The 26,431-nt window shown below is 75.0% G+C and carries 20 protein-coding genes and 1 riboswitch; of the genes, 7 read left to right on the forward strand and 13 right to left on the reverse strand.

The genetic code is table 11. The features are described 5' to 3' along the window. Window positions 1-32: 32 nt before the first annotated feature. From ACN9MS_RS05895 to ACN9MS_RS05910, 4 genes are all read right to left on the reverse strand, one after another. Window positions 33-1,292 (reverse strand): acetate/propionate family kinase, encoded by a 1,260-nt coding sequence (locus ACN9MS_RS05895; RefSeq protein ID WP_426311107.1) that lies wholly within the window; start codon window positions 1,290-1,292, stop codon window positions 33-35. Further along, window positions 1,289-3,490 (reverse strand): phosphate acetyltransferase, encoded by a 2,202-nt coding sequence (gene pta, locus ACN9MS_RS05900; protein WP_426311108.1) that lies wholly within the window; start codon window positions 3,488-3,490, stop codon window positions 1,289-1,291. Before pta ends, ACN9MS_RS05895 begins: the two co-directional genes overlap by 4 nt. Beyond that, on the reverse strand, window positions 3,487-5,988 hold the full coding sequence (locus tag ACN9MS_RS05905; RefSeq protein ID WP_426311109.1) for a phosphoketolase family protein: 2,502 nt from the start codon (window positions 5,986-5,988) through the stop codon (window positions 3,487-3,489). Before ACN9MS_RS05905 ends, pta begins: the two co-directional genes overlap by 4 nt. Before the next feature lie 142 nt (window positions 5,989-6,130). Beyond that, window positions 6,131-8,320 (reverse strand): hypothetical protein, encoded by a 2,190-nt coding sequence (locus tag ACN9MS_RS05910; RefSeq protein WP_426311110.1) that lies wholly within the window; start codon window positions 8,318-8,320, stop codon window positions 6,131-6,133. A 149-nt stretch (window positions 8,321-8,469) separates the two neighbouring features. Here ACN9MS_RS05910 and ACN9MS_RS05915 point away from each other — a divergent pair, with 149 nt between their 5' ends. Beyond that, window positions 8,470-9,363: an SURF1 family protein gene (locus ACN9MS_RS05915; RefSeq protein ID WP_426311111.1), complete on the forward strand. Its 894-nt coding sequence runs from the start codon at window positions 8,470-8,472 to the stop codon at window positions 9,361-9,363. A 51-nt stretch (window positions 9,364-9,414) separates the two neighbouring features. On the opposite strand, the gene ACN9MS_RS05920 is transcribed toward ACN9MS_RS05915, so the two are convergent. Beyond that, window positions 9,415-10,494, reverse strand: coding sequence for a hypothetical protein (locus ACN9MS_RS05920; RefSeq protein WP_426311112.1), 1,080 nt, complete (start codon window positions 10,492-10,494; stop codon window positions 9,415-9,417). A 278-nt stretch (window positions 10,495-10,772) separates the two neighbouring features. On the opposite strand from ACN9MS_RS05920, the gene ACN9MS_RS05925 reads away from it, so the two are divergent. Further along, complete coding sequence (locus ACN9MS_RS05925; protein WP_426311113.1) at window positions 10,773-11,063, forward strand: hypothetical protein; 291 nt, start codon at window positions 10,773-10,775, stop codon at window positions 11,061-11,063. A gap of 96 nt (window positions 11,064-11,159) precedes the next feature. Here the strand turns inward: ACN9MS_RS05925 and ACN9MS_RS05930 are convergent, their stop codons facing one another. Continuing rightward, a complete protein-coding gene (locus tag ACN9MS_RS05930; protein WP_426311114.1) occupies window positions 11,160-12,893 on the reverse strand; it encodes an ABC transporter ATP-binding protein in 1,734 nt (577 codons plus the stop codon). Continuing rightward, entirely contained in the window at window positions 12,890-14,686 is a 1,797-nt protein-coding gene (locus ACN9MS_RS05935; RefSeq protein WP_426311115.1) for an ABC transporter transmembrane domain-containing protein, read from the reverse strand. The genes ACN9MS_RS05930 and ACN9MS_RS05935 overlap by 4 nt, the downstream gene beginning before the upstream one ends. 124 nt (window positions 14,687-14,810) lie before the next feature. Here ACN9MS_RS05935 and ACN9MS_RS05940 point away from each other — a divergent pair, with 124 nt between their 5' ends. Next, on the forward strand, window positions 14,811-15,251 hold the full coding sequence (locus ACN9MS_RS05940) for a DUF3817 domain-containing protein (protein WP_426311116.1): 441 nt from the start codon (window positions 14,811-14,813) through the stop codon (window positions 15,249-15,251). Beyond that, window positions 15,248-16,516, forward strand: coding sequence for a ThiF family adenylyltransferase (locus tag ACN9MS_RS05945; protein ID WP_426311117.1), 1,269 nt, complete (start codon window positions 15,248-15,250; stop codon window positions 16,514-16,516). Before ACN9MS_RS05940 ends, ACN9MS_RS05945 begins: the two co-directional genes overlap by 4 nt. Before the next feature lie 105 nt (window positions 16,517-16,621). Here the strand turns inward: ACN9MS_RS05945 and ACN9MS_RS05950 are convergent, their stop codons facing one another. The 3 genes from ACN9MS_RS05950 to ACN9MS_RS05960 all read right to left on the reverse strand — a co-directional run bounded on the left by ACN9MS_RS05950 (window position 16,622) and on the right by ACN9MS_RS05960 (window position 19,098). Beyond that, a complete protein-coding gene (locus ACN9MS_RS05950) occupies window positions 16,622-17,365 on the reverse strand; it encodes a thiazole synthase (RefSeq protein ID WP_426311838.1) in 744 nt (247 codons plus the stop codon). Between the two features lie 108 nt (window positions 17,366-17,473). Beyond that, window positions 17,474-17,707, reverse strand: coding sequence for a sulfur carrier protein ThiS (thiS, locus tag ACN9MS_RS05955; protein WP_264032044.1), 234 nt, complete (start codon window positions 17,705-17,707; stop codon window positions 17,474-17,476). 5 nt (window positions 17,708-17,712) lie between these two features. Further along, window positions 17,713-19,098 (reverse strand): FAD-dependent oxidoreductase, encoded by a 1,386-nt coding sequence (locus ACN9MS_RS05960; protein ID WP_426311118.1) that lies wholly within the window; start codon window positions 19,096-19,098, stop codon window positions 17,713-17,715. Window positions 19,099-19,102: 4 nt separating this feature from the next. Continuing rightward, window positions 19,103-19,182, reverse strand: a riboswitch (TPP riboswitch). A gap of 52 nt (window positions 19,183-19,234) precedes the next feature. On the opposite strand from ACN9MS_RS05960, the gene thiE reads away from it, so the two are divergent. Then, entirely contained in the window at window positions 19,235-19,963 is a 729-nt protein-coding gene (thiE, locus tag ACN9MS_RS05965; protein ID WP_426311119.1) for a thiamine phosphate synthase, read from the forward strand. A gap of 43 nt (window positions 19,964-20,006) precedes the next feature. Further along, a complete protein-coding gene (guaA, locus tag ACN9MS_RS05970; protein ID WP_426311120.1) occupies window positions 20,007-21,620 on the forward strand; it encodes a glutamine-hydrolyzing GMP synthase in 1,614 nt (537 codons plus the stop codon). 3 nt (window positions 21,621-21,623) lie between these two features. Here guaA and ACN9MS_RS05975 read toward each other — a convergent pair whose 3' ends face one another. Next, window positions 21,624-22,784, reverse strand: a complete 1,161-nt coding sequence (locus ACN9MS_RS05975) for a glycosyltransferase family 4 protein (RefSeq protein WP_426311121.1) — start codon at window positions 22,782-22,784, stop codon at window positions 21,624-21,626. Window positions 22,785-23,027: 243 nt separating this feature from the next. Between ACN9MS_RS05975 and ACN9MS_RS05980 the strand changes: the two genes are divergently transcribed. Next, window positions 23,028-23,801: a hypothetical protein gene (locus tag ACN9MS_RS05980; protein ID WP_426311122.1), complete on the forward strand. Its 774-nt coding sequence runs from the start codon at window positions 23,028-23,030 to the stop codon at window positions 23,799-23,801. A 182-nt stretch (window positions 23,802-23,983) separates the two neighbouring features. Here the strand turns inward: ACN9MS_RS05980 and ACN9MS_RS05985 are convergent, their stop codons facing one another. Both ACN9MS_RS05985 and ACN9MS_RS05990 read right to left on the reverse strand, forming a co-directional pair. Next, window positions 23,984-24,553: a hypothetical protein gene (locus tag ACN9MS_RS05985; RefSeq protein WP_426311123.1), complete on the reverse strand. Its 570-nt coding sequence runs from the start codon at window positions 24,551-24,553 to the stop codon at window positions 23,984-23,986. Then, complete coding sequence (locus ACN9MS_RS05990) at window positions 24,553-26,349, reverse strand: PspC domain-containing protein (RefSeq protein ID WP_426311124.1); 1,797 nt, start codon at window positions 26,347-26,349, stop codon at window positions 24,553-24,555. Before ACN9MS_RS05990 ends, ACN9MS_RS05985 begins: the two co-directional genes overlap by 1 nt. Window positions 26,350-26,431 lie beyond the last annotated feature (82 nt).

Here is a 26,431-nt window from a genome sequence, read left to right on the forward strand (position 1 = left end):
GGCTCGCCGGTCGGAGCTCCGTCGTCAGGTGCTCAGCCGACGCGCGATGCCGCCTCGACGACCTCGACCGACTGGCGCGCGATCGCGAGCTCCTCCATCGTCGGGACGACCATGACGAGCGTGCTCGTCCAGTCCGGTGAGATGACGCGCGGCTCGCCGGAGTCGACGGCGTTGCGGTCCGGGTCGACGGCGAGGCCGAGGGGTTCGAGGCCGTCGACGACCGCGGCGCGGACCTCGGCGTCGTGCTCGCCGACGCCCGCGGTGAAGGCGACGACGTCGACGCGGCCCAGGACCGCCGCGTAGGCGCCGATGTACTTGCGCAGCCGGTGGATGTAGACGTCGAACGCCAGCCGGGCGCCCTCGTGGCCCTCGTCCATGAGCCGGTGCAGCTCCCGGAAGTCGTTGACCCCGGAGAGGCCCTTGACCCCGGACCGCTTGTTGAACAGGTCGTCGATCTCGTCGATGGTCATCCCGGCGTTGCGCGCGAGGTGGAACACCACGGCCGCGTCGATGTCGCCCGTGCGGGTGCCCATGACGAGACCCTCGAGCGGGGTGAGGCCCATCGACGTCTCGACCGGGACCCCGCCCTTCACGGCCGAGGCCGAGGCGCCGTTCCCGAGGTGCAGCACGATCGTGTTGAGCCCCTCGATCCGCCGGCCGAGGACGCGCGCGACCTTGCCCGAGACGTACTGGTGGCTCGTCCCGTGGGCGCCGTAGCGCCGGATCGCGTACTGCTGCGCGACCTCGGCGTCCAGGGCGTACGTGGCGACGTGCTGCGGAAGGCGCTGGAAGAAGGCGGTGTCGAACACGGCTACGTGCGGGACGTCCCCGAGGAGCGACCGGGCGACCTCGATGCCCTTGACGTTCGCGGGGTTGTGCAGGGGCGCGAGCGGGGAGAGCGACCGGATCCGCTCCAGGACGCCGTCGTCGACGAGGACGGGGTCGGCGAACAACGAACCGCCCTGGACGACGCGGTGCCCGACCGCGTACACGTCCGCGTCGGCGAGCGTCGGGCCGACCTCGTCGAACAGGCTCAGCGCGATGCGCAGGGCGACGCCGTGGTCGGCGACCGGCTCCTCGCGCGTCGTCGTGTTCCCCGCGAACCGGTGCTTGATGATCCCGGTGTCCTCGCCGATGCGCTCGATCGTGCCCGCGGCGATGGCCTCGCCGCCGACGGGGTTGACGAGCTGGTACTTGAGCGAGGACGACCCCGAGTTCATGACGAGCACGGACCCGTGCGCCCCGTAGGCGCTGTAGGGGTTGGGGCGCTCGCCCTCGGGCAGGATCGTCATGAGGTGGCTCCCTGGGAGGCGTGGCCGGTGTCGGCGGGCGTGAGGTCGGCGGCGCCGGCCGGGGCCTGCGCCTGGATCGCGGTGATGGCGACGGTGTTGACGATGTCCTGCACGAGCGCGCCGCGCGACAGGTCGTTCACCGGCTTGTTGAGACCCTGGAGCACGGGGCCGACCGCGACGGCGCCCGCGGAGCGCTGCACGGCCTTGTAGGTGTTGTTGCCCGTGTTGAGGTCCGGGAAGATGAACACCGTCGCGCGACCCGCCACGTCCGAGCCCGGCATCTTCGACGCCGCGACGGACGCGTCCACGGCGGCGTCGTACTGGATCGGGCCCTCGACGAACAGGTCGGGGCGGCGCTCGCGGACGAGCGCCGTGCCCCGGCGCACCTTGTCCACGTCGGCACCCGAGCCGGACTCGCCCGTCGAGTAGGACAGCATCGCGACCCGCTGGTCGACGCCGAACTGCTGCGCCGTCGCGGCGGAGGAGATCGCGATGTCCGCGAGCTGCTCCGCCGTCGGGTCGGGGATGACCGCGCAGTCGCCGTACACCAGCACGCGGTCGTCGAGGCACATGAGGAACACCGACGACACCACGGACACGCCCGGCTGCGTCTTGATGATCTCGAACGACGGCTTGATGGTGTGCGCCGTCGTGTGCTTCGCGCCCGAGACCATGCCGTCGGCGAGGCCGAGGTGGACCATCATCGTGCCGAAGTACGACACGTCCTGGACGCGCTCGCGCGCCTCCTCGAGCCGGATGCCCTTGTGGGCGCGCAGGCGCGCGTACTCCGTCGCGAACCGCTCGACGAGCTCCGGGTCGTGCGGGCTGACGACGTGCGCCGCGTCGATGTCGAGGCCGAGCTCGGCCGCGCGGGCGCGGACCTTCTGCTCCTCGCCGAGGATCGTCAGCTCCGCGACCTGGCGGCCGAGCAGCGTGGACGCGGCGCGCAGGATGCGGTCGTCGTCGCCCTCGGGCAGCACGACGTGCTTGCGGTCCGCGCGGGCGCGGGAGAGCAGCTCGTACTCGAACATGAGCGGCGTGACGACCTCGGGCCGGGGGACGTCGAGCCCCGCGAGGAGCGCCGCGCCGTCGACGCTCTGCTCGAACAGCGCGAGCGCCGTGTCGACCTTGCGCTGCGACTCCTTGGTCACGCGTCCCCGGGCGCTCGCGGCCGCGCTCGCCGAGCGGAACGTCCCGAGGTCGGTGCGGATGATCGGCAGGCTGGGGTCGAGGTCAGCGACGAGGCGCGCGGTCGACTCGGGCGGGAAGAACCCGCCGTTGAGGATGACGCCCGCGAGCGACGGGAAGCCCGACGCCGAGTGCGCGGCGAGCAGACCGATGAGGATGTCGACGCGGTCGCCGGGCGTGATGACGACCGCACCGTCCGTCAACCGGTCGAGCAGGTGCTCGAACGACATGGCGCCGACGAGCAGGTCCGTCGCCTCGCGCGCGAGGAGCTCCTCCTCGCCGAACGCGAGCGACCCGCCGACGGCCTCCATGAGGACCCGCACGGTCGGGGCGTCGAGGAACGGGTCCTCGGGCACCGCCCAGCCGGGCAGCAGGGCGCCCGAGGCAGGCTCGGTTGTGGTGCCCGACGGTGCACCCGCGAGCGGCTCGCCGTCCGGGCCGAGGGCGCCGAGCAGCGCGCGCACGGCGTCGAGATCGTCCGGCTGCACGCGGTTCGCGACGACGCCGATGGGCTGCGCGTGCTGGGAGCGCAGCTCGGCGACGCTCACCTCGATGAGGTTGCCCACGGCGTCGGGCGTGCGGCCCTTGCCGGAGACGACGAGGAGGACCGGCGCGCCGAGGTTCGCCGCGACGCGCGCGTTGAACGACAGCTCGGTCGGCCCCGCGACGTCGGTGTAGTCCGTCCCGACGACCACGACGAAGTCGCACTGGCGCGCGACCTCGTGGTAGCGCGCCACGATCTGCGACAGCGCGCCCTCGGGATCGGCGTGGACGTCCTCGTACGTGACGCCGATCGCCTGCTCGGCGGTGACGTCCACGCCGTCGTGCGCGAGCAGGAGCTCGAGCACGTAGTCCTGCACGTCCGGGCCCGCGGCCCGGGTGACCGGCCGGAAGACCCCGACCCGCTGGACCTTGCGGACCAGCAGGTCGAGGACCCCCAGCGCGATCGTGGACTTGCCCGTCTCGCCCTCGGGCGAGGTGATGTAGATGCTGCGAGCGGTGTCGCTCACTCGTTGTCTCCTCCGGTGTCCTGCACGGCGGCGCTCGCGCCGTTGTACTGCGGGCCACCCTCCTCGGTCGCCGTCTCGCCGACGTCCGGCCACACCCAGTCGCGCACCTCGGGGATGTCCTCCCCGTGCGCGCGGGTGTACTGCCGGGCCGTCAGCCGCGCGTCGACCATCTCCTGGCGCAGACCCGCGTAGGTCGAGCGCAGGGACGGCACGCGGTCGATGACGTCGATCACCAGGTGGTAGCGGTCGATGTCGTTGAGCATGGCCATGTCGAACGGGGTGGTGGTGGTGCCCTCCTCCTTGTAGCCGCGCACGTGGATGTTCGCGTGGTTCGTGCGGCGGTACGTGAGGCGGTGGATCAGCCACGGGTAGCCGTGGTAGTTGAAGATGACGGGCTTGTCCGACGTGAAGAGCGTGTCGAAGTCCTTGTCCGACAGCCCGTGCGGGTGCTCGTTCTCGTCCTGGAGCCGCATGAGGTCCACGACGTTGACGACCCGGACCTTGAGGTCGGGGATGCGGCGGCGCAGGATGTCCGCCGCGGCGAGCACCTCGAGCGTCGGCACGTCGCCCGCGGAGCCCAGGACCACGTCGGGGTCCTCGCCCTCGACCTCGGTGCCGGCCCACTCCCAGATGCCGAGCCCGCGCGTGCAGTGCGCGATCGCCTGCTCCATGGACAGGAACTGCGGCGCCGGCTGCTTGCCCGCCACGACGACGTTCACGTACTGGCGCGAGCGCAGGCAGTGGTCGTAGGTCGAGAGCAGGGTGTTGGCGTCCGGCGGCAGGTACACGCGGACGATCTCGGCCTTCTTGTTCACGACGTGGTCGATGAAGCCCGGGTCCTGGTGGCTGAAGCCGTTGTGGTCCTGGCGCCACACGTGGCTCGAGAGCAGGTAGTTGAGGCTCGCGATCGGCCGGCGCCACGGGATGTGGTTGGTGACCTTGAGCCACTTCGCGTGCTGGTTGAACATCGAGTCGACGATGTGGATGAAGGCCTCGTAGCTCGTGAACAGGCCGTGGCGCCCCGTGAGCAGGTAGCCCTCGAGCCAGCCCTGGCACTGGTGCTCCGAGAGCATCTCCATGACCCGGCCCGCGCGGGCGAGGTGCTCGTCGACGTCGGGGCCGAAGAAGTCGGCGTTCCACTGCTTGTCCGTGACCTCGTAGACCGCCTGGAGCCGGTTCGACGCGGTCTCGTCGGGACCGAAGATCCGGAAGTTGTCCGGGTTCAGCCGCACGACGTCGGTGAGCCACTGCCCGAGGACGCGCGTCGACTCGGCGACGTTGCCGCCCGGGCCCGAGACGTCGACCGCGTAGTCGCGGAAGTCCGGGAGCCGCAGGTCCTTGAGGAGGAGCCCGCCGTTGGCGTGCGGGTTGTCGCTCATGCGCAGCGTGCCCTCGGGGGCGAGCGCGGCGATGTCCTTTCGCAGGCGGCCGTCCTCGTCGAACAGCTCGTCGGCCCGGTACGACTCGAGCCAGCCCTTCAGCACGTCGAGGTGCTCCGGGGTGTCCCGCGCGCTCGCGAGCGGCACCTGGTGCGCGCGCCACGAGTCCTCGGTCTTCTTGCCGTCGATGACGGGCGGGCACGTCCAGCCCTTGGGCGTGCGGAAGACGATCATGGGCCACGCGGGACGCTCGTCGTTCCCTGCCGCGGCGTCGGCCTTGATCTGCGCGATGTGGTTGAGCACCTCGTCGAGGAGCGTCGCGAAGCGCTGGTGCACCTCGAAGTGGTCCTCGCCGTCGAACCCGCCGGTGAAGAAGTAGGGCGTGTGGCCGTAGCCGATCATGAGGTCGCGCAGCTCGTCGTCGCTGATGCGCGCGAGCACCGTGGGGTTGGCGATCTTGTACCCGTTGAGGTGCAGGATCGGCAGCACGACGCCGTCGTTGCGCGCGTTGACGAACTTGTTCGAGTGCCAGCTCGTCGCGAGCGGGCCGGTCTCCGCCTCGCCGTCGCCGACGACCGCGGCGACGAGCAGGTCGGGGTTGTCGAACGCCGCGCCGTACGCGTGGGAGAGCGCGTAGCCGAGCTCGCCGCCCTCGTGGATCGACCCCGGCGTCTCCGGCGCGACGTGGCTCGGGATGCCGCCCGGGAAGGAGAACTGGCGGAACAACCGGCGCAGGCCCTCGGTGTCCTGGGTGATGTCCGTGTACGTCTCGGAGTACGTGCCCTCGAGGTAGGCGTTCGCGACGAGCCCGGGGCCGCCGTGACCGGGGCCCGCGACGTAGATCGTCGACTGGCGCCGCTCGGCGATCGCACGGTTGAGGTGCGCGTAGAGGAAGTTCAGGCCGGGGGTCGTGCCCCAGTGGCCCAGCAGGCGCGGCTTGACGTCGTCACGCACCAGCGGGGTGCGCAGCAGCGGGTTGGCCAGGAGGTAGATCTGGCCGACGGACAGGTAGTTCGCCGCACGCCACCACGCGTCGACGCGACGCAGGGTGTCGTCGTCGAGCGGTGCGACCTCGGCGGGTCGCCAGGCGGTGGACTCGGTGGCGGTGGTCGTGCTCATCTCACGCTCCTGCAGGGGGAAGGGTTCGTGAACGACTACGGCTTCATACAACCGCATCGACCGAGGCCCTGCACGGTTCGTGACGGCCCCGGGCGGTGTGACGTCCGCCCGGGACCGCAGAAAAGGTCCTAGGTCCCGGGACTCAGGTCCGGCGGCGCGCCCGGGTGCCCTGGAGCAGGAGCCCCGCACCGAGCGCGACGGCGAGCAGCGCCGCGGCGCTCGCCGCGACGAGGTCCACGCCGGTCGTCGCGAGGCCTGGCCCGGACGTGCCGGGCTGCTCCGGACCGGGGTCGGGCCCGGGGCCCGGCGCGGGGACGACCGTGGTCGTCGCGGTCGCCTCGTACGGGCCGTCGCCGTCGTCGACGCAGGCCGCGCAGGGCTCGACCGTCGCGGTGTTGGTGACGGTGCCCCCCGCCGGGGGTGCGGTGCCCGTCACGACGACGGTCGCCGTCCCGCCCGCGGGGACGGTGGCCGTCGTCGAGACGTCGTTCCCGGTGCCCGACGGCGCGTCGCACGCCGACCCGTCCGAGACGCTGCACGTCCACGAGACGCCCGTGACGGCGTCGGGCACGGCGTCCTGGACGACCGTGCCGGGCGCCGCGGCCGGGCCGTCGTTGGTCACGACGACCTCCCACCGGAGCGACTCGCCCCCGGTCACCTGCGCGGGGCCCGTCTTCGTGACGGACAGCGCGACCGGGACGACGCACGGGGTCGCGACCTCGGCGACGTCGTTCGACGGGTCCGGGTCCCCGGACGACGAGGTCACGCGGGCGCGCTGCACGACGTCACCCGCCGAGCACGTCGCGGGGTCCGGGCCGACCGTGCCGGTGATCGTGAACGACGCGTCCGCGCCGACGGCGAGGGGGCCCACCGGGCACACGAGGGTCGTGCCCTCCAGCGTGCAGCCGTCGGCGACGACGCTCGCCGGGTCGAGGGCGGGCGGGAGGGCGTCCGCGACGACGACGCCGCGCGCGCTCCCGGGACCCTCGTTCGTCACGTCGACGACGTACTCGACGGGCTCTCCGAGCACGAGCGGCGCCGGGCTGGTGAGCTCCTTCGTGACCGCGAGGTCGGCGGCCGGCAGGACGGTGACGTCCACGGACGAGGTGTTGTCGGTGAGGTCCTCGCGGTCGGGTGGGGCGACCACCTCGGCGGTGTTCGTCAGGACCGTCTCGGCGTCGACGAACGGCGCGGTCCCGGTCACGGTGAGGACCGCCGACGCCGTGGGCGTCGGGCCGGTGAGCCGCGGCAGGTCGACCGTCGTGTCGATCGCGTTGCCCGACCCCGAGGCCGTGCCGCAGGCCGCGCCGCCCGTCGCGGTGCACGTCCACGTGACGTCGGTGAGCCCGGCCGGGACGGTGTCGACCACGCGGGCGCCGACCACGTCGTTGACGTACCCGTTCGTCACCTCGAGCTGGTAGGACACCTGGCCGCCGGACTCCACGACCGGTGTGCTCGTCGTCTTCTCGACGGTGAGGACGGTCGGGACCACGACGCGCAGGTTCCGGATCTCGTGGTAGTTCGTCGCGCCACCGGTGGACGCGCCGAAGCCGAGCTTGAACGTGGCCGGGAGCGCGGGCTGTCCCGCCGCGCCGCCGATGTCGAACTGGCTGATGAGCGGCTCGAGCGGGGTACCGGGTCCGCTGTCGCTCCACACGGACAGGAGGTCGGTGCTCGGCGCCGGGGTGACGACGGCGCGGACGGTGCGGACGAACGCACGGCTCGGGTCGCCGCCACCCGGCGGCACGGTCTCGACGGTCCCGCCGGGGCCGGGCACTCCCGTGAGGTAGCCCCACGGCGTGTCCGCGGCGTAGGAGCCGCGCACCGACACGAACCCGGGCTGCGGGCCAGGGCCGCCGACGCCGGCCGAGAAGTTGCCGAACTCGTCGAACCCGACGCCCGCGTACCCGCCCTGGAGGAACGTGTACCCGAGCGACCCGCCGTCCCCGCCGACTGCGGCGGGGAACGAGCCGTCCATGAGGAAGAACGAGAACCCGTCGCCGCGGTTGCCGCCGAGCTCCTGGCCGCCCCACGTCGCGTACTCGAACTCGACCGCCACCCCGAGGTCCGTCGGGAACGCGCTGTCGAGCACGTAGCCACCGAACCCGCCGTTGGTCTGGTCGAGGTCGGTGAGCCGGAGCCATCCGTCGCCCTCGCCCGTCAGCGTCGCCTCGCCGAACGGGACCCAGGCCGGGTCGTTGGGCGACGTGCTCCCGAAGGGCTCCTCGATCGGGAAGTCCGCGGCGGCGGCGGGCGCGGCGACCGCACCCGCCGCGAGCGCGAGGACGGCGGTCGCGGCGAGCCGCAGGCGGGGGCGGGGGCGGTGCGTCACGGGTGCTCCTCTCGCGCGCCGGCCTCGTCGCCGACGTGTCGTCCCGTCTCTTCCCCCATGGCTCCCTATCGGATCACACCGGTGTGAGGTTCGCCCGGTATCACGCCCGCGATGCGGGTTCTCGCAGGTGGCCCGGCTACCGTGGGGTCGTGCCCGAGCCCACCGCCCCGCGTTCGTTCTGGGCGGTCGCCCGCCAGCCCCGCGTGGTCGGCCTGCTCGTGCTCTTCCTCCTGGCCGCGGCGGTGTGCGCACGGCTCGGCGTCTGGCAGCTCGACCGCGCGCAGCAGCGCGCCGAGCTCGCCGCGCAGCAGGAGGCCGCGGAGCTCGAGGCCGCCGGACCCGAGGGCGTGGGGGTGCTGCTCCCGCCGCAGTCCTCCTTCCCGGGCGAGCTCGTCGGCCGGCAGGCGTGGGTCGAGGGGGAGTACGACCCGGAGGGCCAGCTCCTCGTGGAGAACCGTGCCCTCGACGGCCGGGTGGGCTACCTCGTCCTCACGCCGCTGCACGTGACCGACGACGGCACGCAGGGCGCGTCGTGGGCGGACCTCTCCGGCGCGCCCGTGCTGCCCGTGGTCCGCGGCTGGGTCGCGACGCCCGAGGAGAGCGCCGCGCTCGACCCGCCGGACGGCGTCGTGCGGCTCACCGGCTACCTCCAGGCCTCGGAGGCCGCGGGCCAGGGCGGCTCCGCTCCGGGGCTCACGGACGCGATCTCGACCGGGGCGCTCGTCAACGAGTGGGGCGGACCGATGTACTCGGGGTACCTCGTGCTCCTCTCGTCCGACCCGGAGCAGCCGTCGGCGGCCGAGGGCGGTCCGGCGCAGCTCCCGCGCCCGACGATCGAGGGTGGTACGGGCCTCAACCTGCAGAACCTCTTCTACGCGCTGCAATGGTGGGTGTTCGGCGGCTTCGCCGTGCTGCTCTGGATCCGGCTCGTCCGCGACGAGGCGACGGGCGGCAAGCGCCGTGGCCGGGGCGACGACGCCGGCATCGCCGGCCTGCCCGAACCCACCGAGATCGACCCGCCCGGCTCGACGTCGACCTCCTGAGGGTCGATCTCGGACGCACGGGTCGATCTCGCGCGCACGTCGCGGGGCCGGTCACCGACGAAGAGCCCGCTCGACGCGACGCACGATCGTCGCCGGGTCGGCCAGGTCCGCCCACACCACGCGCAGCACGACCCATCCCGCCTCCACGAGCGCGTCGTGCCGCGCCTTCTCCTGCACCAGGCGTGACCGAGGGTCCCCGAAGTCGCCGCCCGAGTACTTGACCGCGCCGTCGAACTCGACCGCGACCCGGTGCTCCGGCCATCCGAGGTCCACCCACAGGCTCCCGCGCCACGTCGGGACCTCGAGCCCGGGCACGGCAGCGGGCAGCCCGGCCTCGTGCAGGATCCAGCGCACGACAGACTCGCCCGGAGACTCCGCGCGCGCGTCCGCGAGCCCGACGACGGCCCGTGCGCCCCGTACACCGCGCCCTCCCGCCGCCTCCGCCAGCAGGACGGCGAGCACCGCCGGGTCGGCGCCGGCACGCAGGGCCGAGTCGGCGACGACCAGGCCCTGCGCGCCCGGCAGGGAGCGGGCGCAGTCCACGACCGTGCGCTCCAGCGTCGTGACCGGGAGGCCCCCGACGAGGGTGCGGTCGCGGACCGGGAGCGGGGTCCAGTGCCGCCGCAGCGCCGGCTCGCGGGTCTGCGCCGCCTTGGGTGGGCGGAGCTGGGTGACGTGGACGACGTCGGCCAGCCGCCAGGTGCAGCAGCCGTGCAGCAGCGCGGCGCTCGTGTGGCTGAACCAGTACGCGCTCGACAACCGCTCGGAGACGGCGCTGACGCGGCGGAGCACGAGCTCGCGGCGGAGCTGGGCGGGGCTCAGGTCGGCAGCGGCCGGAGGGAGGTACACGCCGCGCCGGACGCGGTCGAGCGTTCCGGCCCGGGTCCGGCGCGCGAGCTCCGTGCGTCGCTCCTCGGTGAAGCGGATCGCCGTCGGCGGGGCGGGGCGCTCGGTCCGCCGTTCGTCGCCGGGACGCCGGGGTGCCTCGTCGGGGGACGAGGCGGTCGCAGGGTGGTGCGACGGCGTGCGCCCCGGGACGGTGTCGCGGACGGGGGACTCTCGGGCCGGCGTCTCGCGGAGCACCGAGCTCGTACGGGGCAGGCCGGCCTGCGGAGCGAGGTCGCTGGGCATGGTGCCGAGCGTGCTCGACGCGGACGTGGGTTGGAGCGCGCTGCCGAGGTCTGTGGACAACCGGCCCTCGAGATCGACCCGAGCGTCTGAGACCGGCCCTCGGAGGGTCGACCTGCGGACGCGCGGGTCGATCTCGCGAGAGGTTGTCCGTCTCAGCAGGTGACACGGGCCTTGCCGGGAGTATGTACGGACTGCAGTCTTATCGCGATCCGGGCAGTGTGCCCGGATCGGCCGCCGGTCGAGGTCGCCCGGCGGTCCGAGAGACACGGGGGTACTCCATGAAGAAGCGTCTTGCACCGCTGGCAGCAGCCGTCACGCTGGGCCTCGTCCTGGTCCCGGCGGCCGGCGCGAGCGCGGCGACCCGGACCACGCCGTACAACTGCGGGACCCGCGACGCGAAGGTCACCGCGAGCGCGCCGACGAACGTGACCCTCACCGTCAGCGGGACGACGCGGAGCGCCACCAACAGCGCGGGCGCGTCGGTCACCCTGTACGACTACGACGGCCAGGGCACCGCGTACGCGTCGTCGAGCAACGCCTCGGTCTCGATCCACGTCACGTGCTTCTGACCCTGGCGCGGTCGTCCCGTCGGGTCGCCTGACCCCGCACGGCACCGGTGCCCGGTCGTCGCCTCCGCGACGGTCGGGCACCGGTGCGTCCGGCCACTACTCCTGCTGCCAGGAGTGCCAGAGACGCGCGTAGTCGCCGCCTGCCGCGACGAGCTCGTCGTGCGGGCCGATCTCGCTGATGCGGCCGCCGTCGACCACCGCGACGCGGTCGGCGTCGTGCGCGGTGTGCAGGCGGTGCGCGATCGCGACGACGGTCCGGCCGGCGAGCACGGCGTCGAGCGAGCGCTCGAGGTGCCGGGCCGCGCGCGGGTCGAGGAGCGACGTCGCCTCGTCGAGCACGAGCGTGTGCGGGTCGAGGAGCACGAGCCGCGCGAGCGCGACCTGCTGCGCCTGCGCGGGCGTGAGCACGTGCCCGCCCGACCCGACGGTCGTCTCCAGGCCGTCGGGCAGGGACTCGGCCCAGCCGCGCGCGTCCACGGCGTCGAGCGCGTCGCGGAGCTCGGTGTCGCTCGCGTCGACCTTCGCCAGCCGCAGGTTGTCGGCGAGCGTGCCGACGAACACGTGGTGCTCCTGCGTGACGAGCGCGACCTCGCCCCGCAGGTCCTCGAGCGGCAGGTCGACGAGCCGCACCCCGCCGGAGCGGACGGAACCCGCCGTCGGGGGGTGGATCCCCGCGAGCATGCGCCCGAGGGTCGACTTCCCCGCGCCCGACGGCCCGACGACGGCGAGCCGCTCGCCCGGCTCGAGGTCGAGCGAGACGCCGTGCAGCACGGGGTGGCCCTCGCGGTAGGCGTACTCGACGTCGCGCGCGACGAGCCGGTCGCCGTCGGGCACGTCGCCCGTCGCGGTGCGGTCGCCCGGCACCTGCGCGACGCCGACGATGCGCGCGTAGGACGCCGCGGCGACCTGGATCTCGTCGAGCCAGAAGATGAGGTTCCACACCGGCCCGGCGAGCTGGAACGCGTAGGTCGTCACCGTGGCGACCGCGCCGAGCGTCGTCTGGCCCTGCGAGAGCAGCCACGCGCCCCACACGAGCGCGGCGACCGGCGCGATCGCGATCGCGAGGTCGATGCCCGGGAAGAGCACCGTGCGCAGCCCGAGCGTGTACTTCTCGGACTCGAACGCCTCGGTGAGGTCGGCACGGACGCGGGCCTTGCGCCGCTCGGTGAGCGAGAGCGCGTCGACGGTGCGAGCACCCTCCACGTTCTCCGTGATGGTCCCGTTGAGCGTCGCGTACGCGGCGGCCTCGCGCTGGTAGCCCGCCGACGCGCGCTTGAGGTACCAGCGCGAGACGACGACGAGCAGCGGGACGCCGACGAACAGCGCGATCGCGACGAGCGGCGCGACGACGACCGACGCCACGACCGTGAGGACGAGCGTCACGACCGCCACGAGGAGCTGCGGCACGCCGAAGCGCACCGCGTGCTGGATGCGGTCGACGTCGTTGGTCGTGCGCGCGACGAGGTCGCCCGTGCCCGCGCGCTCGACGGTCGACAGGGGGAGCGAGGTCACCGTCTCGACGAGGTCCTCGCGGAGCTCGGCGAACACCGTCTCGCCGAACACCATGGACAGGCGCTGCGCGTACCGGCGCAGCACGGCCTGCGCGACGACGGCCCCCGCGCCGACGGCGACGACGGTCGTCACGTAGGACGAGGTCGTGCCCTCGGTGACGGCGTCGACGAGGCGGCCGAGCAGCCATGGGCCCACGAGCCCGGCGACGGCGGCCAGGGTGTGCAGCACGGCGATCAGGACGAACGTGCCGCGGTGGCGGGCGAAGAGCCGCCCGGCGGCGGCGCGGACGGCGGGGCCGTCGGCGACGGGGAGCTTCACGACTCTCCTCCTTCAGGTGCGGTGCGGGCGAGGACGGGCGACTCGTCGAGCGAGCGCCCGACGACGCGCAGGTAGCGGGCCGCGTCGTCGTCCGGCGTCGTACCGGGCGCGTGGGCGCGGTCCACGAGGTCGCGGTGCGTGCCGCGCGCGGTCACGCGACCACCCTCGAGGAGCAGGACCTCGTCGACGTGCTCGAGCACGAGCGGGGACGCGGTGACGACGAGCGTCGTGCGCCCGCGGCGGGCGTCGGCGAGGCTCGCGGCGATCCGGGCCTCCGTGTGGGCGTCGACGGCGCTCGTCGGCTCGACGAGCACGAGGACCTCGGGCTCGGTGAGCAGCGCGCGCGCGAGCGCGACGCGCTGGCGCTGACCGCCCGAGAGCGAGCGGCCCTTCTCGGGCAGCTCGCCCGCGAGGCCGTCCGGGACGGAGTCGAGCACGTCGTGGGCGTCGGCGACGGCGACCGCGGCGAGCACGTCGGCCTCGGTCGCGGCGCCCCGCGGGTCGAGCTCGTCGCGCAGCGCCCCCGAGAAGAGCTGCGGCGTCGCCTCGGCGACCACGACCCGGTGCCGGAGCGCGTGCTTGTCCAGGTCGGCGAGGAGCGTCCCGCCGAGCCGCACGGGCGTGGCGGCCTCCGCGGCGTCGTCGAAGCGGCCCAGGCGGGTTGCCACGGCCGCCGACGCGTCGGGGTCCGCGGAGACGAGCGCGACGACGCGGCCCGGCTCGAGGACGAGGCCGCTCGTCTCGTCGACGAGAGGGCTGCCCTCGGGCGGCATGGGCGCGGTCGCCGGGGTCGCGCCCGCGGCGGGCTCGACCGCGAGGACGCGCACGATCTTGCGCGACGCGACGTGGGCGCGTGTCGCGATGTTGAGCATCTGGGTCGCGACCTGGAGCGGCCAGCCGAGGAACGCCGCGTACCCGTAGAACGCGACGAGCTGGCCGGGCGTGATGTCGCCCGCCAGCGCCGCCGTCGCGCCCAGGTAGACGACGAGCACGACGAGGAGGCCGGGCAGGAGCACCTGGAGCGCGTCGAGCGTGGCCTGCGTGTGCGCGACCTTCACGCCGGCCTCGCGCACCTTCTGCGACTGCCGCGCGTAGCGGCCGACGAACACGCCCTCGCCGCCGATGCCGCGCAGGATGCGCAGGCCGGAGACGGTGTCCGCGCCCAGCGTCGTCAGGCGGCCCTGGGCCTCGCGCTGCGCGGCCTGGCGCTGCTGGAGCGGCTTGACGAGCAGCGCGAGCACGGCCGCGACCACGGGCAGGCCCAGCACGACGACGAGCCCGAGCTGGAGCGACGTCGAGAGCATGATCACGGCGACCACGACGTACGCGCCGAGGGCACCGAGGAACTGGCCCATCATCGAGAAGAGCTGACCCACGCGCATGGCGTCGCTCGCCACGGTCGAGACGACCTCGCCCGTGGGCAGCTCCTCCGTGATCGCGTCGCCGGAGCGCGCGGTGACGTCGCCCACGAGCTGGGACGTGGTGAGCGCGGAGCGGAGCCAGTTCGCGATGTCGAACCGGTGCTGCGTCACGCCCGTGACGACGATCCCGAGGCCCAGCGCGAGCAGGAGGCCCGCCCAGCGCCACAGCTCCGGTCCGAACCCCTCCGCGAGCCCCTCGTCGAGCGCGCGGCCGAGCATGTACGGCTGGAACGCCTGGCACGCGAAGTTCGCGAGGCCCAGCAGCACGGAGACGGTGAGCACGGTCCGCTGGCGCCGGGCCAGCCAGAGCAGGTAGCGCGTCGGTCCGCGCAGGTCGGGGGTCCCCGGGTCGGGGAGGGGGAGGGGTCGCACGGTGTTCTACCCTAGGTTCGGCGTCCGACACGCGGCGACGCTTTAACCGCTGCGACCGCGTCGCACGCCACCGCGCGCGGCAGGGACCGCGGCGGCCGTCTCGCCCGGAACGAGGACCTCCCCCATGACCACGCAGGACCCGGCTACGTCCACCCCGACCGACGCGCCCGCCGACGTGGCGACGCCGAGCACGGAGGCCGCGCGCACCGCGATCCGCAAGGCGCGCGGCGCGCTCGCCCGCTACCGGGTCCTCGCGATCATCACCGGTGTGATGCTGCTCATCCTGTGCGTCGAGATGCTCGTCAAGTACGGGGTCGGTCAGTTCGTCGACGTCGACGGGATCATGCGGTACGTGTCCTGGATCCCCTTCGCGCACGGCTGGATCTACGTCGTCTACCTCGTCACGGTCCTCGACCTGTGGACCAAGATGCGCTGGGGATGGGGCCGGCTCGCGACCATGGTGTTCGCGGGCGTCGTGCCGGTCATGTCGTTCATCCTCGAGAAGAAGGTGCACGCCGAGGCCGAGGCCAAGCTCGCCGGCCTGGAGGAGCAGTACGCGTCATGACGGCGGCTCTCGCGCCCCTCGTCGCGCCCGGTCCCGAGCTGACCACCGCCGAGCTCGAGCGGTACGCGCGCCACCTCGCGCTGCCCGGCGTCGGCCCCGAGGGCCAGCGTCGCCTCGCTGCCGCGCGCGTGCTCGTCGTCGGGGCGGGCGGCCTCGGCAGCCCCGCGCTGCTCTACCTCGCCGCCGCGGGCGTGGGCACGATCGGCATCGTCGACGACGACGTCGTCGACACGTCCAACCTCCAGCGCCAGGTCATCCACGGAGGGCCCGACGTCGGGCGCCGCAAGGTCGACTCCGCGCGCGACGCGATCGCCGACGTCAACCCGCACGTGCGCGTCGTCGAGCACGCGATGCGCCTCGACGCCGACACCGCGCTCGACGTGCTGCGCGGCTACGACGTCGTGCTCGACGGCGCCGACAACTTCCCCACGCGCTACCTCGTCTCCGACGCGGCCGAGGTCCTCGGGCTGCCCGTGGTCTGGGGCTCGATCTACCGCTTCCAGGGCCAGGTCAGCGTCTTCTGGAGCGCACCGCGGTTCGCGGTGCCCGACGACGTCCCGCTCCCGGGCGGCGCGGCTCCCGCCGGTGCCGGGGACGGCGAGGCGCGCGGCGTCACGTACCGCGACGTGTTCCCCGTGCCGCCGCCGCCCGGCGCCGCGCCCGACTGCGCGACCGGCGGGGTGCTCGGCGCGATGTGCGGCACTGTCGGCTCCGTCCTGGCGACCGAGGCGATCAAGCTCGTCACCGGCGCCGGCACGACGCTGCTCGGCCGTCTCGCGGTCTACGACGCCCTCGACCTCTCGTGGCGCCAGCTCACCGTGCGCGCCGACCCGACGCGCGACCCCGTCACCGCGCTCCTGCCGGGCGACGACGCCTACGCCGCGTTCTGCGGGCTCGCCCCGGCGGCGTCGGACGCGCAGCCGGTCGCGGGGGAGCGCGACGTCACCGCGCACGACGCCGCGGCCCTGCTGGGCGACGACGGCCGGGTGCCGTACCTGCTCGACGTGCGCGAGGACTGGGAGGCGCAGGTGCGCCCCCTCCCCGGCGCGACCCTCGTGCCGAGCGGGACATTCCTCACGGGCGACCCCGCCGGGGCGCTCGCGGACCTCCCGACGGACCGGACGGTGCTCGTCCTGTGCGCGGTCGGCGCCCGCTCGGCCCGCGTCGCCGACGTCGCCCGCGCCGCGGGGATCGACGCCCGCTCCGTGGTCGGCGGCGTCCCCGCTCTTCTCGACGCCCTCGCGGCCGCCTCCCCGGTCACCTAGGCCGCGCGCCCCCAACGCGCCGAACAGGTGGTGGTGGCGCGTCCCGGCCGGCTGACGAGCCAGGACGGCCTGTTCGGCAAGCCCGGGGTGGCCTGGTCGCCGGCGTCAGAGGGCGAGGTCCAGGCGGCCGTCCGGCGACGAGCTCGCGAGGGCGCCCTCGCGGCGGGGGATGCGGCCGGCGCCTGCGGCGAGGCGGCCCGACTCGACGGCGAGGCGCATCGCGTGCGCCATGCGGACGGGGTCGGCGGCGCGCGTGACGGCGGTGGCGAGCAGGACGCCGTCGCACCCGAGCTCCATCGCCTGCGCGGCGTCGGACGCCGTCCCGATCCCCGCGTCGAGGATCACCGGCACGCGGGCGGCGGCCGCGATCGCCTCGATGTTGCGGGGGTTGAGGATGCCGAGCCCGGTGCCGATCGGCGCGCCGAGGGGCATGACGGCGGCGCACCCCACGTCCTCGAGCCGGCGCGCGAGGATCGGGTCGTCGTTCGTGTAGGGCAGCACGACGAACCCGTCGCGCACGAGCTGCTCGGCGGCTTCGACGAGGCCGACGGGGTCGGGCAGGAGCGTGACGTCGTCGGCGATCACCTCGAGCTTGACCCACTCGGTGCCGCACGCCTCGCGCGCGAGGTGCGCCGTGAGCACGGCCTCGCGCACGGAGAAGCACCCGGCCGTGTTGGGCAGCGCGCGGATGCCGAGGCGCGCGAGGAGCGCCCAGATCCCGGCGTCGGGGCTCGCCTCGCCGCCGGCGCGCACGGCGACGCGGCGCATCGCGACGGTCGTCAACGCGGTGCCGGACGCGACGAGCGCGTCCTCGAGCGTGAGCAGGTTCGCCGCCCCGCCGGTGCCCATGACGAGGCGCGACCCGATGGCCGTGCCGGCGACGACGAGCGGGTCGTCGCCGTCCGACGGTCGGCTCGCGGGGGCGCGGGAGATGTCGGTCGTGGTCACGGGTCCTCCTCAGCCGCCCTGGACGGCGGTGACGATCTCGATGCGGTCGCCGGGCGCGACGACGGTCGTCGCCCACGAGCCGCGCGGCACGACGGCGTCGTCCACGGCGACGGCGACGCCTTGCGGCGTCCCGTCGGCGACGTACGCGGGCACGAGCGCCGCGACGAGCTGCTCGAGGTGCACGGGGGCGGCGAGCGGGTACGGCTCGCCGTTGACGAGCGCGGTCGGAGCAGGTGCGGTCACGGGGATCACCTCGGTGTCGTCGTGGAGAAGGCGGCCGACCGGCCGACGTCGAACCCGGGGTTGTTCCCCGGATCCGACGCGAACCGGGGGACAACCCCGGGTTCGGCGAAGCGGTCGGTGCGGGTCGGGGAGAGGGCGGTGGCGGCGTCGGCCGGGAGCGCGGCACCGGTGAGGCCGGCGACGACCGCGTCGGCGGTGAGCGGCGCCAGCAGGATGCCGTTGCGTCCGTGACCCGCCGCGACGTGCAGGCCGGGCACCACGGTCGCCCCGACGAGCGGCAGGTTGTCCGGGGTCGCGGGGCGTGCCCGGGGCGTGACGTCGACGAGCTCGGCCTCGTCGATCCCGGGCAGGAGGGCGCGTGCGTCGCGCAGCAGGGCAAAGACGCCGCCCGCGGTCGCGCGGCGGTCGTCGGGGTTCTCCTCGGTGGTCGCGCCGACGACGACCTCCCGGTGCCCGGCGCGCGGTCCGTCCGGGACCGGGTCGCGCGGCACGACGTACACCGGCCGCCCCTGCACGACCCCGCGCACCACGTGCTCGAGCGCGAGGTCAGGCCCGGCGTCGAGGCGCAGGGTCTGCCCCTTGACCGGCCGCGTCGGCACGACGACGCCCGGAACGTCCGCGAGCAGCGCGCCGGACCTCCAGCCCGCCGCGACGACGACCGCACCCGCCGCGTGGAGCCGGCCCGCGTCGTCGTGCACGCCCACGACCCGCCCGGCCGGGTCGAGCGCGAGCCGCGTCGCCGATGCCCGCACGACGACGGCACGTACCCCGGAACCGGTGGTCCCCGTGAGCGTCCCCGGTCGGGAGCCCGCGCCGGGGACGCCACCGGGCGCGCCGAGCAGCGCTCTCAGCAGCGCGGCGTGCGTCGCGCGCGGGTCGACCGCGTGGTCGGCCGGGGCCCAGGCCGCGCCCGCGACCCGCGGGCCGAGATAGGGCTCGCGCCTGCGGGCGTCGGCCACGGTGAGCTCGCGCGACGCGAGGCCGTGCGCCGCGTGGAGGGCGAGGACGCGCCGGAGCAGCGCGAGGTCGTCGGCGTCGTACGCGAGGGTGAGGGTGCCCGCGGTGCGCAGCCCGACGTCGGCGCCGGTCGCGGCGCGCAGGTCCCCCGCGAAGCCGGGCCACGCCGCGGCGGCCGCGAGGTGCAGGCGGAGTGCGTCGTCCTCGCCGAAGTCGGCCTCCGTGACCGGGGCGAGCATCCCGGCGGCGGCGTGCGTCGCGCCGTCGCCCGGCGACGGGTCCAGCACCGTGACGCTCAGCCCTGCGCGCGCGGCGCGCCACGCGACGGCGAGCCCCACGATCCCGCCGCCCACGACGACGAGGTCGCGCGCGCCGTCGGGCACGGCAGGACCGGGTCCCGGCGGGCGGGCCCCAGGACGGACAGGGGTGTGCATGCGCGCTCCCTTCGCTGGCATGACCCAGATCAGGTTCGACGGTCGGCTCCGACGCCCTCTCAGCCCCGTGCGGGGCTCCCGTGCTGTCGGCCACAGTACCGCCTGCCCGGGACGCGCCGCCGCTAGGCTCCGGCGGGTGAGCACCGAGACCTTCGCCACTCCTCCCGCCACCCCCGCCCCGCCGGCTCCGGACGCCGCACGCGCCCGCCTCGCCGACGCGCGCCTCTACCTGTGCACCGACGCGCGCGAGGAGCGCGGCGACCTCGAGGACTTCCTGCGGGCGGCGCTCGCGGGCGGGGTCGACGCGGTCCAGCTCCGCGACAAGACGCTCGACGTCGCGCGCGAGCTCGAGCTCCAGGAGCTCGTCGCACGGGTCGCGACGGAGCACGGCGCGCTGTGGGCCGTCAACGACCGGGCCGACGTCGCACGGCTGGCCGCCGCGCCCGTGGTGCACATGGGCCAGGGGGACCTTCCCGTCCCCGCGGTGCGCTCCCTGCTCGGCGCCGCGCCGGTGCTCGGCCGGTCCACGCACTCGGCCGACCAGGCGGCCGCCGCCGAGGCCGACCCGGACGTCGACTACTTCTGCGTCGGCCCCCTGTGGGCGACGCCGACGAAGCCGGGGCGCGCCGCCGTCGGGCTCGACCTGCTGCGCGCGGTCGCCGCGACGCGGCCGCGCACCCCGTGGTTCGCCATCGGCGGGATCGACGCGGACCGGCTCGACGCGGTGCTCGACGCCGGGGCGACGCGCGTCGTGGTCGTGCGGGCGATCACGCAGGCGAGCGACCCCGAGGCCGCGGCGCGGGCGCTGCGCGACCGGATCGTCGAGCGCGTCACCGAGCGAGCCACGGAGCGCACCGGCGCCTGAGACGCGGGACGGGACCGCGCCGGGCGGCGACTATCCTGGACCGGTGACGTCACCCGCCACCGCTCCCGACACCCCCACCACCGCCGAGGTCGCCGCGACCCCGCGGCCCGTGCTCGTCGTCGACTTCGGCGCCCAGTACGCGCAGCTCATCGCGCGCCGCGTGCGCGAGGCCAAGGTCTACTCCGAGATCGTGCCGCACACCTTCACGGTCGAGCAGATGCTCGCGAAGGACCCGGTCGCGATCATCCTCTCCGGCGGGCCGTCGTCGGTGTACGCGACCGGCGCCCCGTTCGTGGACCCGGCCCTGTTCGCGGCCGGCGTGCCCGTCATGGGCATCTGCTACGGCTTCCAGGCCATGGCCAAGGCGCTCGGCGGCGAGGTCGCCCAGACGGGCCTGCGCGAGTACGGCGGCACCGAGGTCGAGGTGTGCGCCGCGGGCGTGCTGCTCGACGGCACGCCGGAGAACCAGACCACGTGGATGAGCCACGGCGACGCGGTCCACCGTGCGCCCGAGGGCTTCGAGGTCCTCGCGACGTCGGCGGGCTCGCCCGTCGCGGCGTTCGAGGACACGTCGCGCCGCCTCTATGGCGTGCAGTGGCACCCCGAGGTCAAGCACTCCGCGCACGGCCAGACCGTGCTGGAGCACTTCCTCTACGAGGGCGCGGGGCTCGCCCCGGACTGGACGCCCGGCAACGTCATCACGGACCAGGTCGCGGCGATCCGCGCCCAGGTCGGCGACGCGCGCGTCATCTGCGCGCTCTCCGGTGGCGTCGACTCCGCGGTCGCGGCGGCCCTCGTCCAGCGCGCGGTGGGCGACCAGCTCACGTGCGTGCACGTCGACCACGGGCTCATGCGCGCGGGCGAGGTCGAGCAGATCGAGCGCGACTTCGTCGCGGCGACCGGTGTGAACCTCGTGATCCGCGACGAGAAGGAGCGGTTCCTCACCGCGCTCGCGGGGCACAGCGACCCCGAGACCAAGCGCAAGATCATCGGCCGCGAGTTCATCCGCGTGTTCGAGGACTCCGCGCGCCAGATCGTCGAGGACGCGGGCGAGCACGGGGCCGAGGTGAAGTTCCTCGTCCAGGGCACGCTGTACCCGGACGTCGTCGAGTCCGGCGGCGGCGAGGGCGCGGCGAACATCAAGAGCCACCACAACGTCGGCGGGCTGCCCGACGACCTGCAGTTCTCGCTCGTCGAGCCGCTGCGGACGCTGTTCAAGGACGAGGTCCGGGCCGTCGGCCGCGAGCTCGGGGTGCCCGAGGAGATCGTCGCCCGCCAGCCGTTCCCCGGCCCGGGCCTCGGCATCCGCATCGTCGGCGAGGTCACGGCGGACCGCCTGGAGACGCTGCGCGCCGCGGACGCGATCGCGCGCGAGGAGCTGACCAAGGCGGGGCTGGACAACGAGATCTGGCAGTGCCCCGTCGTGCTGCTCGCCGACGTGCGCTCGGTCGGCGTCCAGGGCGACGGCCGCACCTACGGTCACCCGATCGTGCTGCGCCCCGTCTCGTCCGAGGACGCGATGACGGCCGACTGGACGCGCCTGCCCTACGACGTGCTCTCCGTCATCTCGACGCGCATCACCAACGAGGTGGCAGAGGTCAACCGGGTCGTGCTCGACGTGACGAGCAAGCCCCCGGGCACCATCGAGTGGGAGTGACCCCTAGCGGGACGGACGGGCCCGACGATCCACGGCGATCGTCGCGGCCCGTTCGTATGCTGCCTCCACGTCGGCGAGCACGCGCGGCCAGCCCGCCGACGACGGCACGTCGCGGTTGTGCGCGACGATCCGGTCGAGCAGGCCGTCCTCGGTCGCGAGCCGCACGAGCGCGTCGGTGAGCCCGGCGTCGTCGTCCGCGACGAGCGCGTCGACGCCGTCCGTGAGGCGTTCCGCGACGCCCGACTGCGAGCGGGTGAGGACGGCGAGCCCGGCCGCCTGGCCCTCGAGCGCCGCGATGCCGAACGCCTCCTCGACGGCGGGCGCGGCGAACACGTCGGCGCGCGCGTAGAGCCGCTTGAGCCCCGTCGCGTCGAGGCGGCCGGGGAGCGACACGACCGACCCCAGCCCGTGCTCGGCGACGAAGCGCCGTGCGTCGGCCAGCTCGGGGCCGTCCCCCGCGAGCGTCACGTGGAGCGCGCCCTCGGGGAGGCGTGCGACGGCGTCGCGCACGACCTCGAGGAGCGGCAGCACGCGCTTGCGCGGCGCGAACCGCGTCGCCGCCACGACGTGGACGGCGGCGCCCTCCATGCGCTCGGCGCGCTCGGTGCGCGGCACGCGCCACGCGTCGAGGTCGAGGCCGTTGTGCAGCACCACGACCTCGCCGTGGTCGCCGACGATGCGGCGCAGCGGAGCCGCCGTCAGCTCGCTCACGGCCGACCACAGGACGGGCCAGCGCGACCACCGCACGACGCGGTCGAGCCCGGCGAACGCCCTCTCCGCCCCGCCCCAGACGCTGTGCACCGTGAGCACGGCGGGCAGTCCCGCGCGCACGACGGTGCGCAGGGACGCCTGCGTCGAGGGCGTGAGGACGCCCATGTGGAGGTGCACGACGTCGGGGCGGTCCGCGCGCAGGATCCGCGCCACGTGGTGCGGCGCCCGCGGGTGCACGGGGTAGCCGCCCGGGACGCGCGCGGCGAGGCGGTGGACCGTGACGTCCCCGTCGCGCTCGGCGCTGACGCCGTGCGCGCCCGGGCGGGCGGGGGTCGTGCAGACGACCGCGACGTCGTGCCCGGCAGCCGCCTGCTGCTGCGCGAGGCGCGCGACCTGGGTCTCGATCCCGCCGAGCAGGGGCAGGTAGCAGTCGGTCAGGTGGGTGATGCGCACGGACGGCATCCTCCCATCCCGGCGTGGGCGGGCAGCGGCCGGTCCGATCGCGCACCGGTCCCGCGGCCGGACCGGGGACGCGGCGCGGCGCCCTGAGGTGGGCGTTCGCCGCGCGGTCCGTCGTCGTCGTCGCTACCGTGGGTCCCGTATGGGTGGTTCGACCGCCCTGCGGCGGTCCCGCGCCCGCGGGTCACCGCCCGCGGAGCGGCAGCAGGTGGGTCCTGACGAAGGGGAGAACGCGCCATGTCGAGCACCGTCACCGTCACTCCGGCCAAGGGGGCGCGGGGCATTGGCCTCGTGTCGATCATCGCCGGCATCGTCCTCCTCCTCGCGGGCATCGGCACCTGGATCGTCGTGGCGAACCAGCTGTCCGCCGAGGAGATCACCGTCTCGGACGACGCGTCGTTCCTGGCGGGCCGCCACGTCAACGGGCCGCTCACCGCGTACGCGCAGGCCGAGGTCATCAACAAGCACGCGCTCGAGGCGAGCGGCGGCCAGACGTACGCCGAGCTCGACCAGGACGACCCGACCCGGCAGACCGTCATGACGGCGTCGTTCCTGCGGGCGTCGCTGTTCACGTCCGTCGTCGCGTTCGGGGTGTGCCTGCTCGTCATGGGGCTCGGCGTCCTGTTCATCCTCGTCGGGATCGCCCTCCGGCGGCTCGCGGGCGGCCCCAGCGTCGCGGTCGAGACGCCGGGGGCGTACACGTCGTCGGGCGACCTGTCGGACGCCGGGCGCCACGTCGCGCCCGCGCACGCGGAACCCTCGCCGACGGCTCCGCCCGTCCGTCCGGAGCCGGCACGCCCGGTCGAGGCGCCGGGCCGCACGTCCGCGCTCTCGACGCCCGGTGCCGAGGCCCGCGCGGCCGCGACGCCGGTCGAGCCGACCGGCGCGCCGGGGACGGGCACCCCGTCCGCACCGGGCGTGTCGCCGGCCGCGTCGCCCGACACCACGACGCCCACGACCGGCCCCACGGGCACCCCGCCCGAGCGTCGGGGTGACGAGCCCACCCCCTGACCGTCCCGGCCGTCCGTCCGGACGTCGAGGACCCGTTCCCGCCGGGTCGCACCGGGGAGAGCGTGCGGGGCGGCGTCGCTCGGACACGACGAGGGGCCGTGGCACACGTGCCACGGCCCCTCGCCGTGTCTCGGCCCGCCGTCTCTCGGCCTGCGGTCGCCCACGCGGGGGCCGGACCGGGCTCAGCCTCGCCGGCGCCGGGCCCCCGAGACGATGGACCCGACCACGAGCGTGAGCCCCGCCGCGGCGAGCACGACGATCGTGGCCAGCCCGAGGTCGACCCGCGCGCCGAGCGCGGCGGCGAGGACGACGACGCCGAACGCGACGATGACGAAGCCCCAGACGATCGTGGAGACGCGGGGGCCGCGCCGGACGGGCGACGGGGGTTCGGCGGGAGCCGCGGGCGTCGTGGGCGCCGCCGGCAGGGACGGTCCGGCGGACGGGACCGCGTCGGAGGTCGGGCCGGTCGTCGTCGGGCCACCGGGAGCGGCGAGCGGGTGCGCGGGGGCTGCCGTTCCGGGCACGTCCAGGACGGACGTCTCCCCGTCCCGCGCCGCCCGCGCGCCGGGCAGGGGTTCCGTGGTTCGCGGATCGGGTACCGACGGCCCGGCGAGCGGCTCCGTGGCCGGAGGGTCGGTGGACAGCGGCACCGTCGGGTGGGCGTCCGCCTCCGCGGCGCCGGCCTGCGGGGTGTCGAACAGCTCGTCGCCGAGCGGCCGCGTGTCGTCGTCGCGGCGTGCTGAGTCGTTCATCAGTCCTCCTCGATCGTGATCTGGCCGGCCCCGACCTCGACCCGCAGCACGAGCAGCGGGTCCTCGCCGGACTGGACCTCGTCGTTGTCGAACGTGACCGGCTGCGTGCTGACGCCGCCGATCTCCTGCCGGTCGCCGTCGACGTGCCACCGGGCGTTCCCCGCGAGCACCTGGACCTCCGCGCGGACCGGGACGCCGTCGGGCACGACGACGGTCACGTCCCCGGCGCCGAGCTGGACCGGGACCTCGACGGGAGAGGCGCCCGTCGCGTCGGACAGGTCGAGCCCGGAGAGGTCGATCGTCGGGTCGCCGAACGTGACGCCGAACCCCTCCTCGGCCACGTCCGGGTCGGTGACGCGGTGCGTGCCGTCCGTGACGGTCCGCACCGAGTCGTCGAGGAAGAACGTGAACGGTGCGGACCGCCACGCCGACGCGGGGAGCGCGACGACCAGCAGGAGCACCGCGAGCCACCCGAGGCCGCCGCTCGTCCGCCCGCGCAGGCCGCTCACGACGATCGCGAGACCCGCGAGGATGCCCGACAGGCCGGCCCAGGTGAGGAACACGGGCCACGGCAGCTCGCCCTGGCGCTCGACGACGAGGAGGAGCGCGCCGAGCAGGAGGCTCAGCCCGACCACGATGCCCGTCGTGGTCGCCCCTGGCCCTCGCGGGCGTGGGGGCTTCGGCGGCTGGGGCGCGCGCGGAGGCCTCGGGGGCTGCTGGGCGGACGGGTTCCGCGGTCCTTGGTGCGCCCGCTGCGGAGCCGTGGTCGCGCCGAGCGGTGCGCCCGGGGCGTACGGAGGAAGGGGCGCGGTGACGCCCGGCGCGGTCGAGGCGTACGGGCTCGCCTCGGCGGACCAGCTCACCCGGTCCTGGGGTCCTGACGGCGCGGCGCCCGACGGCGTCCCGGGGGAGCCCCACGGGGCGTCGGTCGGCGCGGGGCCGCCACCGGCTGCGCCCGGACCGTAACCCGGTTCGCCAGGGCCGTAGCCAGGTCCGCCGGGACCGTAGCCAGGTCCGCCGGGGCCGTAGCCAGGCCCGGCAGGACCGGTGCCCGGTCCGCCGGGGCTGTACCCGGGGGTCCCGGGACCACCGGCGCCGGGAGCCGCCGGGCCGCCCGCCCACGGGGTTGCCTGCGGCGGCGCGCCCTGAGGTCCCCGCGGGCCGCGCTGCGTGAGCGCGGAGACCACGACGACCGCCACGGTGACGAACGCTGCGACCCAGAACAGGCCGGTCAGCCACCCCAGGTGGAGCGCGTCCCACCACGACCACCAGCCGCCGCCCCAGGAGAACCCGACGACGACGAACGCGGCCGCGCCGAGCAGCGCGACGTCCACGTTGCCGCGGAACGCCTCCTGGAGGTGGATGCGCCCGTCGCGGCGCTCCGGCAGCAGGGCCCAGGCCGCGCCGTAGAGCACCAGCCCGGCGCCCGACAGGAAGAACGTCACGAAGAGGAGCCCGCGCACGATGAGCGGGTCGATCCCGAACCGCTCGGCGACGCCGGACGCGACACCGCCGATCCACCGGTCGTCCCCGCGGTAGATGCCCACGCGCCGGACGGCGTCGAAGAAGCCGTCGGTGCCGTTCGGGCGGGTGCCGCCCGGGGCCTGCGGAGGGCCCTGCGAGGCCCCCTGGGGAGGTCGCTGGCCGGGGTCGGTCGGGCCGGCGGGCCCGGCCCACGCGGGCTCGGGTCCGCCCGCACCGGGAGGGACGGTGCCCGGCTGCGCGCCGGACGTGTCGGCGGCGCCGCCGGAGGGCCCGGGCTGGGTGCCGGGTCCGGGAAGGTCGGGAGTGCTCATGACCACCATGCTGGCCCGCGAGCCGCGCCGCCGGTATCGGGTGCCACCCTGACCCGACCCTGAACCGCCCGCCGCGCGACCC

Source organism: Cellulosimicrobium sp. E-16 (genome assembly GCF_049913115.1).
In the GTDB taxonomy this organism is placed as follows: domain Bacteria; phylum Actinomycetota; class Actinomycetes; order Actinomycetales; family Cellulomonadaceae; genus Cellulosimicrobium.

Bases quoted from the DNA above. Each gene is read 5' to 3' on its own strand.
- ACN9MS_RS05895 (WP_426311107.1), bottom strand. From the start codon at position 1,292: ATGACGATCCTGCCCGAGGGCGAGCGCCCCAACCCCTACAGCGCCTAC.
- ACN9MS_RS05905 (WP_426311109.1), bottom strand. From the start codon at position 5,988: ATGAGCACGACCACCGCCACCGAGTCCACCGCCTGGCGACCCGCCGAG.
- ACN9MS_RS05920 (WP_426311112.1), bottom strand. From the start codon at position 10,494: ATGCCCAGCGACCTCGCTCCGCAGGCCGGCCTGCCCCGTACGAGCTCG.
- ACN9MS_RS05925 (WP_426311113.1), top strand. From the start codon at position 10,773: ATGAAGAAGCGTCTTGCACCGCTGGCAGCAGCCGTCACGCTGGGCCTC.
- ACN9MS_RS05940 (WP_426311116.1), top strand. From the start codon at position 14,811: ATGACCACGCAGGACCCGGCTACGTCCACCCCGACCGACGCGCCCGCC.
- ACN9MS_RS05945 (WP_426311117.1), top strand. From the start codon at position 15,248: ATGACGGCGGCTCTCGCGCCCCTCGTCGCGCCCGGTCCCGAGCTGACC.
- ACN9MS_RS05950 (WP_426311838.1), bottom strand. From the start codon at position 17,365: ATGGGCACCGGCGGGGCGGCGAACCTGCTCACGCTCGAGGACGCGCTC.
- ACN9MS_RS05960 (WP_426311118.1), bottom strand. From the start codon at position 19,098: ATGCACACCCCTGTCCGTCCTGGGGCCCGCCCGCCGGGACCCGGTCCT.
- ACN9MS_RS05980 (WP_426311122.1), top strand. From the start codon at position 23,028: ATGTCGAGCACCGTCACCGTCACTCCGGCCAAGGGGGCGCGGGGCATT.
- ACN9MS_RS05985 (WP_426311123.1), bottom strand. From the start codon at position 24,553: ATGAACGACTCAGCACGCCGCGACGACGACACGCGGCCGCTCGGCGAC.
- ACN9MS_RS05990 (WP_426311124.1), bottom strand. From the start codon at position 26,349: ATGAGCACTCCCGACCTTCCCGGACCCGGCACCCAGCCCGGGCCCTCC.